Consider the following 16,374-nt stretch of genomic DNA (forward strand, 5'->3'; position numbering starts at 1 on the left):
GCGTTTACGTGGGGAGGTGTCGGCGGGTGAATTTTTGTCGGTGTCACGACAGCCGTGCTCGGCTTCGCGGCGGCGCCGCCGTCGACTCACGCGCCATCAGCCGGGGCGCCGCATCCTCCACCCATCGCGCCGGACCCCCGTCCAGCAGCGCGATCAACTCCTCGGCGGCGTGTCGTCCGAAGGCGGCTGTGTCGCGGGTCAGGGCCGTGAGGGCGGGGTGGGTGTTGCGGCAGAGCGTCGAGTCGTCCCACGCGACGATGGACAGTTCGGCCGGTACGGACACACCGCGCTCGGCCGCCACCGCCAGACCGGCCACCGCCATCACGTCGTTGTCGTAGACGATCGCGGTGGGCGGGCGCTCGTTGGCCAGGAGGCGACGGGTGGCCTCGGCGCCCTGGGCGTCGGAGTAGTCGGTGGTCACGGACGTCACCTCGCGCAGCCCCCGGCGGTCGGCCTCCGCGCGCAGTGACGCGACGCGGCGCCGGGTGTGGGCCAGGCCGGGCAGCCCGGCGATGTGCGCGACGCGGCGGTGGCCCAGACCGTGGAGGTGACCGACGACCGAGGCCATGGCGGCCGCGTCGTCGGCCCGTACGCAGGAGATCGCGGCGCCCGGCGGGACGGCGCCCGCTCCCGGCGCGCCCACGATCACCGCGGGCAGCCCCAGTTCCGCCAGGAGCGCCGGGCGCGGGTCGTCCTCGCGCGGGTCGACGACGAGGAGCCCGTCCACGCGGTGCTCGGCCCACCAGCGCCGGTAGGCGGCGCACTCGGCGTCCACGTCCTCCACCACCTGGAAGAGCAGGCCCAGCCGGCGCAGGGCCAGCGCCTCCTGCACCCCCGAGACCAGCTGGAGGAAGAACGACTCGACGCCGAGCGTACGGGCGGGCCGGGCCAGCACCAGGCCGACGGTCGCCGAGCCCTCGCCGGACAGGGCCCGGGCGGCGGCGCTGGGCAGCCAGCCGAGCTGGTCGGCGACGCGGCGGATCCGCTCGCGCGTGACGGCCGAGACGCCCGGCCGGCCGTTGAGCGCGAAGGAGACCGCGCTCTCCGAGACGCCCGCGCGCCGCGCGATGTCCTTGATCGTCGGTCTGCGGAGCATCTTCGTCCCGTCCCGCCCCCGCCTTCGAGTCCCGACCACACTAAAGCGCATTAGTCCCCGACGGCAGTATTGACGCAACTCCCTTTCCGGGTGCAGGTTTTGACCGGCCTCCTACCGACCGCCCGACCCGATCGAAGGAGCTCGTCCGCCATGCCCATATCCCGGCCCCGGCCGCGCCACGCCATCGCCGTCGCCGCCACCCTGGCACTCACCGCCTGCGGGGGCGGGGGAGGGGACGGCGGATCGCGTGCCGACGGAAAGCCGGAAGGAGGCATCACCTTCCAGACCTGGAACCTCCGCGCGAACTTCAAGGACTACTTCGAAGATCTGGTGGGGGACTTCGAGAAAGAGAATCCCGGCGTCAAGGTCACCTGGCTGGACCAGCCCGCCGAGCACTACGCGGACAAGCTCAGCGCCGACGCCGCCGCCGGCACTCTGCCCGACGTCGTCAACGTCTCCCCGGACCTGTCCTATCCGCTCGCCAAGGCGGGAATGCTGGTCGGCCTCGACAAGGAGAAGGCCGCCGCGCGCTTCAAGGACGAATACACGGCGGAGGCCTGGCAGGGCAACACCCTCCCCGGCCTGGGCGGTTCGTACTCCTTCCCCTGGTACCTCACCACCGGGCCGCTCTTCTACAACAAGGCCCTCTTCCGCTCCGCCGGGCTCGACCCCGAGAAACCGCCGAAGAACTACGCGGAACTGTTCGCCACCGCCCTTGCCATGGCCGGGAAGCCCGGTGGACGGATCGCGACCCTCGCGAACACCCCGTCCGTCGAGGACTTCGGCCGTTATGGCGTGAAGCTGATGAACGACGACGCCACAAAATTCACCTACAACGAGCCCAAGGGCGTGGAACTGCTCGGCAAGTACAAGGAGCTCTACGACCGCGGCGGCCTCGACCCGCAAGCCCTCACCAACACCCCCGAGAAATCCGGCCAGAAGTTCCTGGAACAGAAGGTCGCCATGAATCCCGGCGGCGCCAACGACCTGGCCACCTTCAAGGAGAACGCCCCCACCCTCTACCGGAACCTCGGCATCACCGACGCGCCGAACAACACCGGGAAACCCAACATGTACGTGATGGGTGTGGCCGTCAACGAGAAGAGCAAGCGCAAAGCGGCCGCGATCGCCTTCGCCCACTACGTCACCGACCGGAAGAACCAGGAGGCCTTCGCCCACGAGGTCGCCGTCTTCCCCAGCACCCGGGGCTCGCTCGACGACCCGTACTGGACGAAGGACGACGGCACCGACGAGGGCCGGGTCCGCGTGGCCTCCGCGAGGATGCTGAAGGGCGCCGTCAACTACACCCCCGTGGTGATGAGCGACGAGATGAAGACCGTCCTCAAGAACGAGGTCGCCAAGGCCCTCCAGGGCAAGAAGTCCCCCAAGCAAGCACTCGACGACGCCGTCGCGCAGAGTGACAGACTTCTCCGGCAGAGCTGAGCCGCCGTCGTGAAGAAGCCCGCTGTGACAACGAGCGTCGGGGACACCGGGCAAGCAACGTCTGCCCGCACCCACCGGCCCCTGAGCCCCTGGCTCTTCCTCCTCCCCGCCCTCGCCGTCGTCGCCGTCTTCAGCCTCTACCCCTTCCTCACCACCGCCCACCAGGCGTTCACCGACGCCCGCACCCTCACCCCCGGCCGGTGGACCGGGCTCGAGAACTTCCGCGACATGCAGGACGACGAACAGTTCTGGACCGCCCTGCGCAACAGCACCCTCTACGTCCTCCTCGTCGTCCCCTGCACCGTCCTCCTCCCGCTCCTCCTCGCCCTCCTGGTGCGCAAGCAGCTCCCCGGTGTCACGTTCTTCCGCGCCGCCTACTACACCCCCGTCGTCGCCTCCGTGGTCGTGGTGGCCCTCATCTGGACCTGGATGCTCGACGACCGCGGCCTCGTCAACGGCATCCTGCACGCCCTCGGCGCCGGGCCCGTCGACTTCCTGGGCGACGCGTGGCTGCTGCTGTTCAGTGCCATGGCCCTGACCGTGTGGAAGGGCCTGGGCTACTACATGATCATTTATCTGGCGGCCCTCGGGAACGTCCCCCGCGAGCTGCACGAGGCCGCCGCCGTCGACGGCGCCGGCGCCCTGCGCCGCTTCGTCAGCGTCACCCTCCCCGCCGTACGGCCGACGATGGTGCTGGTCGCTGCCTTGTCCGCCGTCGCCGCGTTCAAGGTCTTCTCCGAGGTGTACCTGATGGCCGGGCCCACCGGCGGGCCGGCCGGGCAGGACACCACGCTCGTGATGCTCGTCCAGCGCACCGGCACCGGCCTCAACGGCCGGGTCGGCTACTCCTCCGCGCTCTCCCTCGTCGTCTTCGTCATCGCGCTGCTGCTGATGCTGCTCGTCCTGCGCGCAGGCAGCGTCCGACGCGAGGAAGGGGACCGGTGACGCGAGGAAGGGGACCGATGACCCGGGCGTCCCGCTGGGAGAAGCCCCTTCGCTATCTGCTGATGCTGCTGGTACTGGCCATCACCGTCGGCCCGTTCCTCTGGCAGCTGTCCACCTCCCTCAAGGACACCACCGAGGACATCTACACCTCACCCCCGCGCTTCCTCCCCCAGCACCCCACCGGCCACAACTACGCCGAGGTCGCCGACACCATCCCCGTCTGGGACTACGCCCTCAACTCCCTCAAGGTCGCCACCGCCGCCGTACTCACCAACCTCGTCGGCGCCGCCATGGCCGGCTACGCCCTGGCCCGGCTGCGCTTCCGGGGCCGGCGGGCGGCCGGGCTCGCCTTCGTCCTGGCCCTGCTCGTACCGGTGGAGTCCATCGTCATCGCCCAGTTAACGCTCGTACGCGACCTCCACCTCAACAACACCCTCGTCGCCGTCGTCCTCCCCGGCTCCGTGAGCGCCCTGAACGTCCTGCTCATGCGGAACGCCTTCGCCGCCCTGCCCTACGAGACCGAGGAGGCGGCCGTCATCGACGGGGCGAACGCCTGGCAGCGCTTCACCCGGATCGCCCTGCCATCGGTCCGCGGCACCCTCGCGGTCGTCGCGATCTTCGCCTTCATGGGCGCTTGGGACGACTTCCTGTGGCCGCTGATCGTCCTCTCCGACCAGGACCGCTTCACCCTCACCGTCGGGCTCGACTACCTCCACGGAACGTTCACCCAGAACCCCCGGCTGGTGGCCGCCGGGACGGTCATCGCCGTCGCTCCGCTCGTCGTGATGTTCGCGTGCCTCCAGCGGTACTTCTTCCGCGGCGTCGGCGAGGGCGCCGTCAAGGGCTGAAGGGATCACCGATCGTCATGCGTTTCGGCGTCAACTACACCCCCACGCGCGGCTGGTTCCACCACTGGCTCGACTTCGACCTCGACGACATCCGCGCCGACCTCGACTCCATCGCCGCCCTCGGCCTGGACCACATCCGCGTCTTCCCCCTCTGGCCGCTCTTCCAGCCCAACCGCACCCTCATCCGCCCCCGCGCCGTCGACCAACTGGTACGGCTGGCCGACGCCGCCGCCGAACGCGGGCTCGACGTCGCCGTCGACGGACTCCAGGGCCATCTGTCCAGCTTCGACTTCATCCCCTCCTGGGCCACCACCTGGCACCGCCGCAACATCTTCACCGACCCCGACGTCGTCGACGCACAAGCCGCCTATCTGACGACGCTCGCCGCCGCCCTCGCCGGCCGGCCCGGCTTCCTCGGCATGACCGTCGGCAACGAGACCAACCAGTTCTCCGGCCGCCCCCACCCCGACCCCGACCCGGTCACCCCCGCACAGGCCGGCCGGTGGCTGCGGCGGATGCTCGCCGCGTGCGAGGCGGGAGCCCCCGGCCTGCCCCATGTCCACGCCTCCTACAACGCCGCCTGGTACGACGGCACGCACCCCTTCACCCCCGCCCACTCGGCCCGGCTCGGCGCCATGACCGCCGTCCACTCGTGGGTCTTCGACGGCACCGCCCAGCGCTACGGGCACGACGGCGCGGCGACCGGGCTGCACGCCGCGTACACCGTCGAGCTGTCCAAGGCCTGGGCCGACGAACCCACCCGCCCGGTCTGGCTCCAGGAGGTCGGGGCACCGGCCCCGCACATCCCGCCGTCGGGCGCGGCGGCCTTCGCGGAGGCGACGATCGAGGCCGTCCTGGACTGCCCGGACGTCTGGGGCATCACCTGGTGGTGCTCGCACGACGTCGACCGGGCGCTGGCGGACTTCCCGGAGCTGGAGTACGGGCTGGGGCTGCTGACCAACGACCGGTCGGTCAAGCCGGTGGGGGAGGTGGTGGGGCGGTACGCGCGCCGCCCCCAACCAGTGGCGGGGGCGCGGCGGACGGCGCTGGTCCTGGACGCGGGGGACCCGGAGGACGCCCCCGGGCGGTCGGTGTGCGCGCCGGGGGGCGCGTTCTTCGAGGCATGGATGCGGGGCGCTTCCGGTGGGGGAAGGCCGGGGGTTGTGCTGGCGCAACGGGCGGGGGACGCGGGGTATTTGGCCGCGCGTGGCATCACGGAGGTCGTCCTCCCCTGACCCTCCCCCAGCTACCGCTGGGAGGTGCCCCCAAGAAGGAGCCACCTTGGACATGTCCCGCCGCCAGGCCCTGGCCGCAGGCGCTTCTGCCCTCGCCGCAGGCGCCGCCACCCTCTCCGTCGCGGCCGTGGCGACGGCCCATGCGGTCGCCCCCACCGACCTCCAGCCGTACGCCTCCTACTGGTACCCCGACACCCTCCCACCCGGCACCCCGCCCCCCGGCGTCCGCCGCCGCAGTCTCCGTACGTGGACCGCGGCCGGCGACCCAGACCTCCCCTTCAACAGAGCCGCCGTCCCCCTCGCCCCCCGCTTCGCGCCGCCGCCGCCCAACTCCACCGCGCGACGCGACGAGGCCCGGATATCCGCGCTCGCCGCGTTCGCCCCGACGTCCGGCAACCCCTCGCAGGGTGCGGCCACCGCCGACTACTACGCCCTCACCCACTGGGCCTACCTCGACGAGCTCGTCTTCTGGGGCGGTTCCTCGGACGAGGGGCTGATCCTCGCGCCCAACGCCCCCGTCGTGGACGCCGCGCACCGCAACGGCGTGCCCGTGCTCGGCACGGTCTTCCTGCCGCCCACCGCCTACGGTGGGCGGCTGGAGTGGACCCGCGACCTCGTCCGACGCGACGCGGACGGCGGCTTCCCGCTCGCCGACAAGCTGATCGAGGTGGCCCGGGCGTACGGTTTCGACGGCTGGTTCCTCAACGCGGAGACGGGCGGCGGGGATGCCCGCCTCGGGGCCGACATGCGGGACTTCGTCGCGTACCTCCGCCGGCTCGGCGGAACGGGCCTCCGGGTGACGTGGTACGACGCCATGGCCATCTCCGGTGACATCGCCTGGCAGAACGAGCTCAACGACCGCAACTCCCCGTTCTTCCGCGCCGCCGACACCATGTTCCTGAACTTCAACTGGAGCCGCACCGGCCTGGCCTCCTCCGGGGAGCTCGCCCGGAGCCTCGGCCGGAGCCCGTACGAGCTATGGGCGGGCATCGATGTCGAGGCGAACGGCTGGGACACCCGGGTCGACTGGGACGCGGTGGTGCCCGCCGGGCGCCCCCACATCGCCTCGTACGGTTTCTACCGCCCCGAGTGGACCTGGAAGAGCCTGCCCGGGACCGATCGCGCCCCCGCCGCGTTCCACGCGCGCGACGACCGCTTCTGGTCCGGCGCCTCCCTGGACCCCACCCGCCCCGACCCCGGACCCTGGCGCGCCCCGGCGGTCTGTGTCGCGGACCGCTCCACTCTCACCTCCCTCCCCTTCGCCACCACCTTCAACACCGGCCATGGCCTCGGCTGGTACGAGCGGGGCGTACGCGGCCAGGGCGACACGCCGTGGAACCACCTGGGGCTCCAGGACCGGCTCCCCGGCCGCCGCTGGGTCATCCATACGGCCGGGGCCCGGCCCGCCGTCGGCTTCGACTTCGCCGACGCCTGGCGCGGCGGCAGCAGCCTCCTGACCGACCTCATCGACGCCGCGACAGCGGAACCCACCACCGTCGAGCTCTACGCATCGAGACTTCCGCTGTCGCCCGCCACCGTGGCCGAGCTGGCCCACCGCACCGACCCTGGCTCGGCGGCCGTCCGCGTGGAGCTGGCGGTCGCCCTGGACGAGCCGGATCGTTTCACCTGCCTCCCCGTGGGCACCCTCCCCGCCGGCGGCAGCGGCTGGACCACCGTCACCCTCCGCCTCGCCTCCCTGCTGCACGGCCGAGCCGCCGCCACCGCCCACGTCCTCGGCATCCGGCTCACCGCCCCGGACGGCGGAAGCGTCCGCTGGCGGCTGGGCGAGCTCGCACTGCACGACGGCCCGCCTGCCCCACCCGGCCCGCCGGACACACCGGCCGTCATCGCCACCGCCCGCAACCCCGACGGCACGGCCGCGCTCCGCCTGAGCTGGCGGCCGACGCCGCGGCGTGCAGGGCCCGTACGCCACTACGAGCTCCACCAGGTCGTGCCCGGCGGCCGGCCCCGCTTCCTCGGCGGCACCTGTGGGCATGCCTACTACGTCCCGGCGTTGCGCCGCACGGCCGACGAGGCGGTCACCCGCATCGAGGTGCGCGCCGTGGACGAGCTGTACATCGCGTCGGCCCCCGCTTCCGTCACCTACCGCTGGTAGCCACCATCTGGCAGTCCCGCCGCCCCGGACAAGGAGAGGCATGCACAACGACCGCACCATCACCGAGGCCCGGCTCAAGCGGGTCCTGGAGGAGCGCATCCGCCCGGCCGTCCACCCCGAGTCGGTGCCGCTGGAGGTGTCCGTGTGGCACGCGCCCGGCGAGCCCGTGCCCGTCGCGGAGGGGCTGGCGGCGCCGCGCACGCCCGTCGCGGTGGGCACGGAGTGGGGCCCGGCGTGGGGCACCAGCTGGTTCACCGTGACCGGCGCGGTGCCGGAGGCCTGGGCGGGGCGTACGGTCGAGGCCCTCTTGGACCTGGGCTTCGACGAGAACATGACGGGCTTCCAGTGCGAGGGCCTGGTCTACCGCCCCGACGGCTCGCCCGTGAAGGGGCTCAACCCGCGCAACCAGTGGGTCCGGATCGCCGAGCGCGCCACCGGCGGCGAGCCGGTGCTGCTGCACATCGAGGCTGCCGCCAACCCCGTCATCCTCGACTACCACCCCTTCGTCCCCACCGAGCTGGGCGACCGCGAGACCGCCGACGACGCGCCCCGCTACCGGCTGACCCGGATGGACCTCGCCGTCTTCGACCGGACGGTGTGGGAGCTCGTCCAGGACCTCGACGTGCTGGGACAGCTGATGCACGAGCTGCCGGTGGACTCGCCCCGCCGCTGGGAGATCCTGCGGGCCGTCGAACGCGCCCTGGACGCCGTGAACCTCCAGGACGTCGGCGGTACGGCGGCACGGGCGCGCGAGCGGCTCGCGGACGTCCTCGCCGCGCCCGCGCACGCCTCCGCGCACCGGATCAGCGCCGTGGGGCACGCGCACATCGACTCGGCGTGGCTGTGGCCACTGCGCGAGACGGTACGCAAGGTGGCCCGGACGACCGCCAATATGACCGCGCTGCTGGAAGACGAACCGGACTTCGTCTACGCCATGTCCCAGGCGCAGCAGTTCGCGTGGATCAAGGAGCACCGGCCGGAGGTGTACGCACGGGTGAAGAAGGCGGTCGCCGAGGGCCGCTTCGTCCCCGTGGGCGGCATGTGGGTGGAGTCCGACACGAACATGCCCGGGTCGGAGGCGCTGGCCCGGCAGTTCACGCACGGCAAGCGCTTCTTCCTGGAGGAATTCGGGATCGAGACGGAGGAGGTGTGGCTCCCGGACTCCTTCGGCTACTCAGCGGCGCTCCCGCAACTGGTGCGGCTGGCGGGTGCGAAGTGGTTCCTGACGCAGAAGATCTCCTGGAGCCAGACCAACACCTTCCCCCACCACACCTTCTGGTGGGAGGGTCTGGACGGCACCCGGGTCTTCACCCACTTCCCGCCCATCGACACCTACAACTCCCAGCTCTCGGGCCGCGAGCTCGCCCACGCCGAGCGCAACTTCCGGGAGAAGGGCGGCGCGACGCGCTCGCTCGCGCCCACGGGCTGGGGCGACGGAGGGGGCGGCACGACACGGGAGATGCTGGCGCGGGCGAAGCGGCTGGCGGATCTGGAGGGCTCGGCGAAGGTCGTCTTCGAGAAACCGTCGGTGTTCTTCGAGAAGGCCCACGCCGAGTACACCGACGCCCCGGTGTGGGCCGGCGAGCTCTACCTGGAGCTCCACCGGGCGACGCTCACCAGCCAGGCCCGCACCAAGCAGGGCAACCGGCGCAGCGAACACCTGCTGCGCGAGGCCGAGCTGTGGGCGGCCACGGCGGCGGTACGGGTGCCCGGGTTCCCGTATCCGTACGAGGCGCTGGACCGGCTGTGGAAGACGGTGCTGCTCCACCAGTTCCACGACATCCTGCCCGGGACGTCGATCGCCTGGGTGCACCGGGAGGCGGCCCGGACGTACGCCGAGGTGGCCGCCGAACTGGAGTCACTGATCGCGGACGCGCTGCGGGCGCTGGCGGGCGACGGCGACGGCGATGGCGCTGGCGCCGGCCGTGCGACGGTCGTCTTCAACGCGGCGCCCCACGCGCGCGGTGGCGTGCCGGCCCTCGGAGCCGCCGTCCGCGAGGAGCCGTCGGCGGCGCCTTCGGGCACCACCGCGGAGCCGCGCGAGGGCGGCGGCTTCGTATTGGACAACGGCCTGCTGACGGTCGTCGTCGACGAGCGCGGGCTGCTCGTCTCCGTGTACGACCGGAGGGCCGGCCGCGAGACCCTCGCACCGGGAGCCGCCGGGAACCTCCTCCAGCTCCACCAGGACTTCCCCAACATGTGGGACGCCTGGGACGTCGACCGCTTCTACCGGAACACGGTCACCGATCTGACGGACGTCGACACGCTGGAGCGGACGGACGACGGCGCCGTCCTGATCGTCCGCTCCTTCGGATCCTCGCGCGTCCGGCAGCGGATCACGCTGCCGGAGGGGGAGCGGCGGGTGGAGGTGGAGACGGAGGTCGACTGGCACGAAACGGAGAAGTTCCTCAAGGCCGCCTTCCCCCTGGACGTCCACACCGACCGGGTGGCGGCCGAGACCCAGTTCGGCCACCTCCACCGGCCCACGCACACCAACACCAGCTGGGACGCCGCCAAGTTCGAGGCCTGCGCACACCGTTTCCTCCATGTGGAGGAGCCGGGGTGGGGCGTGGCGCTGGTCGACGACTCGACGTACGGGTACGACGTGACGCGGGCGGCCCGCGACGGCTCCGGTACGGGCGGCTCCGGCACGGTGACGACTCTGCGCCTGTCCTTGCTACGAGCCCCCCGCTTCCCCGACCCGCGCACCGACCAGGGGGTGCACCGCTTCCGCTATGCGCTGGTGCCGGGGGCGTCGGTGGGGGACGCGGTGCGGGAGGGACACTGGATCAATCTGCCGGAGCGGCGCGTTTCGGGGACGGCAGGTGCTGTGTCTCCCCTGGTTTCCGTGGACAACGACGCGGTCGTCGTCTCGGCGGTGAAGCTGGCGGACGACGGGAGCGGGGACGTGGTCGTGCGGGTCTATGAATCGCTGGGCGGGCGGGCGTCGGCTCGCCTGACGGTTGGGTTCGAGGTGGGGGAGGTGATGGTCTGCGACCTGTTGGAGCGGCCGGTCGCGGTGGCCACGGCCAGTCTGTCCCTCCGGCCGTTCGAGATCGTGACACTGCGGCTCCGTCGCGGCTGAGGTCCGGAAGAGGGACCCCAGCCCCGCCCTTTCACCGTTTCCGAGGGGGCTCCGCCCCCTCGCACCTCCGAAAGCCGAGCGCTACCGATGCCGCACCAAGGGGAACGGGAGTGTCTCCCGGATCGACAGGCCCATCAGGAACATGACGAGCCGGTCCACCCCGATCCCCAACCCCCCGGTCGGCGGCATCGCATACTCCAGCGCCCGCAAAAAGTCCTCGTCCAGCTCCATCGCCTCCGGGTCACCGCCCGCAGCCAGGAGCGACTGGGCCGTCAGACGGCGGCGCTGCTCGACGGGGTCGATGAGCTCGGAGTACGCGGTGCCCAGTTCCGTGCCGAAGGCGACGAGGTCCCAGCGCTCGGCGAGCCGGGGGTCGGCCCGGTGGGGGCGGGTCAGCGGGGAGACGTCGGTGGGGAAGTCCTTGTAGAAGACCGGGAGCGTGGTGCGCTCCTCGACGAGCCGTTCGTACAGCTCCAGTACGAGGTCGCCGCGTCCGCACTCCGGGCGGTGCGCGACGCCCGTCGCGTGGCAATAGGAGCGCAGCGCCGCGAAGGGCGTGTTCGCGTCGATCTCCTCGCCCAGGGCCTCGGAGAGGGCGCCGTAGACGGTTTTCACGGGCCACGGTCCCGAGATGTCGTGCCGGACGGGCCGGCCGTGCTCGTCCGGCCGTACCGCCACCGGGGCGCCGTGGGCAGCCGTGGCGGCCTGCTGGACGAGCTCGCGGGTCAGGTCGAGCATCACGTCGTAGTCGGCGAAGGCCTGGTAGGCCTCCAGCATCGTGAACTCGGGGTTGTGCTTGTAGGAGACGCCTTCGTTGCGGAAGGTCCGGCCCAGTTCGAAGACCTTCTCCATGCCGCCGACGCACAGCCGTTTGAGGTACAGCTCGGGGGCGATGCGCAGGTACAGGTCGAGGTCGTAGGCGTTGATGTGGGTGGTGAAGGGGCGGGCGTTGGCGCCGCCGTGGACCTGCTGGAGCATGGGGGTCTCCACCTCCAGGAAGCCCCGGTCGAGCAGGCCCTGGCGCAGTGCCTGGACGGCCGCGCTGCGGGCCCGTACGGTCCGGCGGGCGTCGGGGCTGATCGCGAGGTCCACGTAGCGCATCCGGACCCGGGCCTCGGGGTCGGCGAGGCCGCGCCGTTTGTCGGGCAGGGGGCGCAGGCACTTGGCGATGAGCCGGGCCCGGGTGACGAAGACGGTCAGCTCGCCCCGGTCGGTGGTGCCCACCTCGCCCTCGGCCTCCAGATGGTCGCCGAGGTCGACGTGGCGGGTGAAGCGGCGCAGCAGCTCCTCGCCGGAGCCGTCCCGGGTGAAGGCCAGCTGGAGGTCGCCGGACCAGTCGCGGAGCACGGCGAAGGCGACGCCGCCGTGGTCGCGGACGAGCAGTACGCGCCCGGCGACGGTCACCCGTTCGCCGGTGCGGGAGGCCGGGGGCAGGCCGGGGTGGGCGGCGCGGATCGCGGCCAGGGTGTGGGTGCGGCGGGCGTCGGCGGGGTACGGGTCGACGCCCGCCTCCCGCAGCCGGTCCAGCTTGTGCCGCCGCACCCGTACCTGCTCGGGCAGGCCGGCGAGCTCGTCCGCCTCCGCCGCCCCGGCCCCCTCGCCCGGGATGAAGCCCAGCTCGGACAGGGAAGGGAGCCCGGCCGTGGAGGCGGGGCTGGCGACGCCCCGGGCCCGCCCCCGGCGCCACAGCTTCCCCAGGCTCGGCACCGCGACGAAGCCTTCCGCGATACCCGCGGCGAGCCCGATCCGGGCCAGGGCGCCCGCGTCGGCGTAGCACAGGAAGCGGGGGCGCCACTCGGGGTTGTATTTCACGTTTGAGCGGTAGAGCGCCTCCAACTGCCACCACTTGGAGAAGAACAACAGGAGCCTGCGCCACAGGCGCAGTACCGGGCCCGCGCCGATGCGCGCACCCTCCTCGAAGGCGGACCGGAAGACGGCGAAGTTCAGGGAGATGTGCTTGACGCCGAACCGCCCGGCCTGGGCGCACAGGCGGCCGATCATGAACTCCATGACCCCGTTGGGCGCCGCCCGGTCCCGGCGCATCACGTCCAGCGAGATCCCGTCGGTCCCCCAGGGCACGAACGACAGCAGCGCGATCATCGTGCCCTCGCTGTCGAACGCCTCGACGAGCAGGCAGTCCCCGTCGGCCGGGTCGCCCAGCCGGCCCAGCGCCATCGAGAAGCCGCGCTCGGTCTCGGTGTCCCGCCAGGCGTCGGCGCGCCCGATGACCTCGCCCATCTCCTCGTCGGAGAGCGCCGAGTGGCGCCGTACGCGCACGGTCGCGCCCGTGCGCTCCACCCGGTGGACGGCCTGCCGGGTCACCCGCATCTCCCGGCCCTCCAGGTCGAACGTGGCCACCTGGAGGATGGCCTCGTCACCCAGTTGGAGCGCGCCCAGCCCCGCGCGGGCGTAGGCCTTGGCACCCTCCTCGCCGGCGCCCATCACCGCCGGCTGCCAGCCGTAGCGGCCCGCGACCTCCAGCCAGGCCGCGATCGCGGGGTCCCACGCCTCCGGGTCGCCCAGCGGGTCGCCGGAGGCCAGGCAGACACCGGCCTCCACGCGGTAGGTAACGGCGGCCTTGCCGCTGGGGGAGAAGACGACGGCTTTGTCGCGGCGGGTCGCGAAGTAGCCGAGGGAGTCACGGCCGCCGTAGCGGCCGAGGAGGGCGCGGATGCGCGGTTCCTCGTCGTCGTGGAGGGCCGCTTCCAGGCGCTGGGAGCGGAAGAGCGTCATCGCCGCGTTCAGCAGGGCCAGCGCGCCGAGCAGGCCGAGGAGGAAGAACAGCCAGTGCGGCGGGTGCCCGTCGAAGTGCCGCCCGCTGACCAGACCGCCGCACACCTTGTTCGCCACGAACAGCAGCCGGTTGCCGCCGCCGTGCTCCAGCGTGCCCGGGAACAGCGACACCAGCCCCCAGCCCAGCAGGATCGCCACCGCCAGGCCCGCCGCCAGCACCAGCAGGGCGCGCAGGAACGCCCCGCGCCGGGACGCCGCGTAGAACTCCCGCCGGGCCAGGATCAGCAGCGCCATCGCGGCGAGGCTGAGCGCCAGCGAGGGGATCATGTCCCAGTAGCCCACGGCCAGCAGCACCGCGTCGGTGAAGACCAGCAGCGTCAGATAGGCCAGTACGAACCAGAGCGTGACCCGCTTGCGGGCGGCGGTCGCGGCGGCGAGCAGCAGCAGGAAGACGGCGTAGGCGAGGTTCGCGGCGGTCGGGATCGTCAGCAGGTCCAGGGCGCGGGTCACCGGCAGCACCGCGCGCCGCAGCGGCGGGATCAGGGCGGTCAGCGCGCAGAAGACGCCGAGCAGCCCGAAGAAGAGCGCGAAGCCGTTGGGCACCCGGTGCAGGAAGCGCTGCCACGCGGTCACCCGTTCGGCGGCCCCCGCGCTCTCCGGCGTCGAGCGCGCCCCCGACTCCCGTACCGTTGCGGCGGACCGGTCCCGGACTGTGCGGCTCATTCCGTCAGCCTAGGCATCCACCGGTCGTCACGCCCGCCGAAGTCGGCTCGCCGGGGGCGCGTGTCCGGTGCGGCGAGCGGGCTGTCCACGCCCGGTCCGTCGGCGGGGCCCATCCGTCGGTAGTTCCCGAGGCCGCCGCAGACGTTGAGGGCCTGTGCCGTGAGCTGGAGGAGTCACGGCTGGTGACGCACCAGCACCTGGTCGACGCCGAGCTGCGGCTGGGGCGGCATCGTGGGGTGCTGGCCGGACTGGCCGCCCTCATCGCCGGGAACCCCCTGCACGAGGGGTTGCACGGCCAGTACATGAGGGCCCTGTATCTCGGCGGCCGCCGCGCGACGGCGACTTGGAGGGCGACCTGGACGAACGGGCGTGGCGGGACGCGCGCCTCCTTCACGCCCCCGCCGTACGCCTTTCCCCGGCCGCAGCGGCGCGTTCCCACCCGGATGGCGTATGCCCGTCGCACCGGTCCCGGCGGTGAGATGAGCAAGACTGGCGGACGTCCACCGCCGCACCGAGGAGGTACATCATGGCCGTATCGATTTCCATGGTCCTGTTGCTTCTGATTCTGTCGGTGGTGTTCATGCGCAACGGAGGGCTGCGCTTCTCGCACGCGATGGTCTGCGTTCTGCTGGGCTTCGTCCTCGCCAGCACCAGCGTCGCGCCGACCATCTCGCACGGGATCAACGCCACCGCCGAGATCGTCGGCGGCGTCAGGCCCTGACCGGCCGGGCGGCGCCCGTCAGCGCCCGATCTCCACGTCCTCCAGCACACCCAGCGCGTCCGGGACCAGGACGGCCGCCGAGAAGTAGGCGCTCACCAGGTAGGACGACACGGCCTGCTCGTTGATGCCCATGAAGCGCACATTGAGGCTGGGCTGGAACTCGTCGGGAATGCCGGTCTGGTGGAGCCCGACGACGCCCTGGTTGTCCTCGCCCATCCGCATCGCGATGATCGAGCTGGTGCCGGTGTCGCTCACGGGGATCTTGTTGCAGGGCAGCAGGGGGACACCGCGCCAGGAGCGCACGGAGGTGCCCAGGAGATCGATGTTCTTCGGGTAGAGGCCACGGCTGGTGCACTCGCGCCCGAAGGCGGCGATCGTCCGCGGATGCGCCAGGAAGACCTGGGTCTTGCGGCGCCGTGAGAGCAGCTCGTCGAGGTCGTCGGGGGTGGGCGGTCCGCTGCGGGTGTGGATGCGCTGGCTGAGGTCGGCGTTGTGGAGGAGGCCGAACTCGCGGTTGTTGATCATTTCGTGTTCTTGGCGTTCGCGCAGGGCCTCGACGGTGAGCCGCAGCTGTTGTTCGAGCTGGTTCATGGGCTCGTTGTAGAGGTCGGCGACGCGGGTGTGCACCCGGAGCACCGTCTGGGCCACGTTCAGCTCGTACTCGCGGGGCTTGAGCTCGTAGTCCACGAACGTGCCGGTGATGGCCGGCTCGCCGGCGTGGCCCGAGGTCACCGCGATGTCCGCCTCGCCCCGCTTGTTGGCGGGGGGCGCGGGCCGGGACGCGAAGCCCGTGACGTGGGCGCGCAGCGCGTCGGAACGGTCGGCGATCTCCTGGAAGGCCTGCCGGGTGAGCGTCAGCACCGCGCAGCGGGTCACGGCCCGGACGGTGAAGCCCCAGGTGCCGTCGGGCTCCAGCGGCACCTTCTCACCGAAGTAGTCGCCGTCGGCGAGGGCGCCGAGCGCGGTCTCGTCCCCGTACTTGCCGGTGCCGGTCTTGGCGAGCTTGCCATGGGCGATGAGGAAGATCTGGTCGGCGGGCTGACCCGCCTCCACGAGCGCGTCGCCCGGGGCGTACTCCCGCTGTACGAAGGCGTTCGCCAGGGCCTCCAGGACGTCGGCGTCCTCGAAGCCGCGCAGGACGGGCAGTTCGCCCAGCTCCGGCGGGATGACCCGGATGTCGGCGCCGGTGGAGATGAACTCCACCCGGCCGTCCCCGACGGTGTAGGTCAGCCGCCTGTTGACCCGGTAGGTGCCGGCCGACACCTGCACCCAGGGCAGGACGCGCAGCAGCCAGCGCGAGGAGATCCCCTGCATCTGGGGGACGGACTTGGTGGTCGTCGCGAGCTGGCGTGCCGCGCCGGTGCCCAGACTCAGCTGTGCCTGAGCGGCCTGCTCGGTGTTCTCCGGCTCCACTGACGTGGTCATATGT

At 72.1% G+C, this 16,374-nt stretch carries 11 protein-coding genes; 8 read left to right on the plus strand and 3 right to left on the minus strand.

Going from position 1 to position 16,374, the window contains the following annotated elements; translation table 11 throughout:
* Positions 1–43 precede the first annotated feature (43 nt).
* On the minus strand, positions 44–1,096 hold the full coding sequence (locus tag RM609_RS18285) for a LacI family DNA-binding transcriptional regulator (protein ID WP_311612189.1): 1,053 nt from the start codon (positions 1,094–1,096) through the stop codon (positions 44–46).
* Positions 1,097–1,246: 150 nt separating this feature from the next.
* Here RM609_RS18285 and RM609_RS18290 point away from each other — a divergent pair, with 150 nt between their 5' ends.
* From RM609_RS18290 to RM609_RS18315, 6 genes are read left to right on the plus strand one after another with little or no spacing between them, the layout of a single operon-like run.
* Complete coding sequence (locus RM609_RS18290) at positions 1,247–2,539, plus strand: ABC transporter substrate-binding protein (protein ID WP_311612191.1); 1,293 nt, start codon at positions 1,247–1,249, stop codon at positions 2,537–2,539.
* 24 nt (positions 2,540–2,563) lie between these two features.
* Positions 2,564–3,484 carry a carbohydrate ABC transporter permease gene (locus tag RM609_RS18295; protein WP_311612192.1) on the plus strand — a complete coding sequence of 307 codons (921 nt, stop codon included), beginning with the start codon at positions 2,564–2,566 and terminating at the stop codon, positions 3,482–3,484.
* A gap of 17 nt (positions 3,485–3,501) precedes the next feature.
* Positions 3,502–4,332 (plus strand): carbohydrate ABC transporter permease, encoded by an 831-nt coding sequence (locus RM609_RS18300; protein ID WP_311612194.1) that lies wholly within the window; start codon positions 3,502–3,504, stop codon positions 4,330–4,332.
* A 17-nt stretch (positions 4,333–4,349) separates the two neighbouring features.
* A complete protein-coding gene (locus RM609_RS18305) occupies positions 4,350–5,567 on the plus strand; it encodes a glycoside hydrolase 5 family protein (RefSeq protein ID WP_311612196.1) in 1,218 nt (405 codons plus the stop codon).
* Positions 5,568–5,619: 52 nt separating this feature from the next.
* Positions 5,620–7,683 (plus strand): endo-beta-N-acetylglucosaminidase, encoded by a 2,064-nt coding sequence (locus tag RM609_RS18310; RefSeq protein WP_311612198.1) that lies wholly within the window; start codon positions 5,620–5,622, stop codon positions 7,681–7,683.
* A gap of 40 nt (positions 7,684–7,723) precedes the next feature.
* Positions 7,724–10,768 carry an alpha-mannosidase gene (locus tag RM609_RS18315; protein ID WP_311612200.1) on the plus strand — a complete coding sequence of 1,015 codons (3,045 nt, stop codon included), beginning with the start codon at positions 7,724–7,726 and terminating at the stop codon, positions 10,766–10,768.
* An 81-nt stretch (positions 10,769–10,849) separates the two neighbouring features.
* Here RM609_RS18315 and lysX read toward each other — a convergent pair whose 3' ends face one another.
* Entirely contained in the window at positions 10,850–14,224 is a 3,375-nt protein-coding gene (lysX, locus tag RM609_RS18320) for a bifunctional lysylphosphatidylglycerol synthetase/lysine--tRNA ligase LysX (RefSeq protein WP_311612202.1), read from the minus strand.
* Positions 14,225–14,406: 182 nt separating this feature from the next.
* On the opposite strand from lysX, the gene RM609_RS18325 reads away from it, so the two are divergent.
* Positions 14,407–14,787: a BTAD domain-containing putative transcriptional regulator gene (locus RM609_RS18325; RefSeq protein ID WP_311612204.1), complete on the plus strand. Its 381-nt coding sequence runs from the start codon at positions 14,407–14,409 to the stop codon at positions 14,785–14,787.
* The gene (locus RM609_RS18330; protein WP_126917074.1) at positions 14,751–14,945 is read left to right on the plus strand and encodes a hypothetical protein; all 195 of its coding nucleotides are present in this window, start codon (positions 14,751–14,753) and stop codon (positions 14,943–14,945) included. The genes RM609_RS18325 and RM609_RS18330 overlap by 37 nt, the downstream gene beginning before the upstream one ends.
* Positions 14,946–14,963: 18 nt before the next feature.
* Here RM609_RS18330 and RM609_RS18335 read toward each other — a convergent pair whose 3' ends face one another.
* Entirely contained in the window at positions 14,964–16,370 is a 1,407-nt protein-coding gene (locus RM609_RS18335) for a family 2B encapsulin nanocompartment shell protein (protein WP_311612205.1), read from the minus strand.
* Between the last annotated feature and the right edge of the window lie 4 nt (positions 16,371–16,374).

The organism is Streptomyces hesseae (assembly GCF_031845785.1).
In the GTDB taxonomy this organism is placed as follows: domain Bacteria; phylum Actinomycetota; class Actinomycetes; order Streptomycetales; family Streptomycetaceae; genus Streptomyces; species Streptomyces hesseae.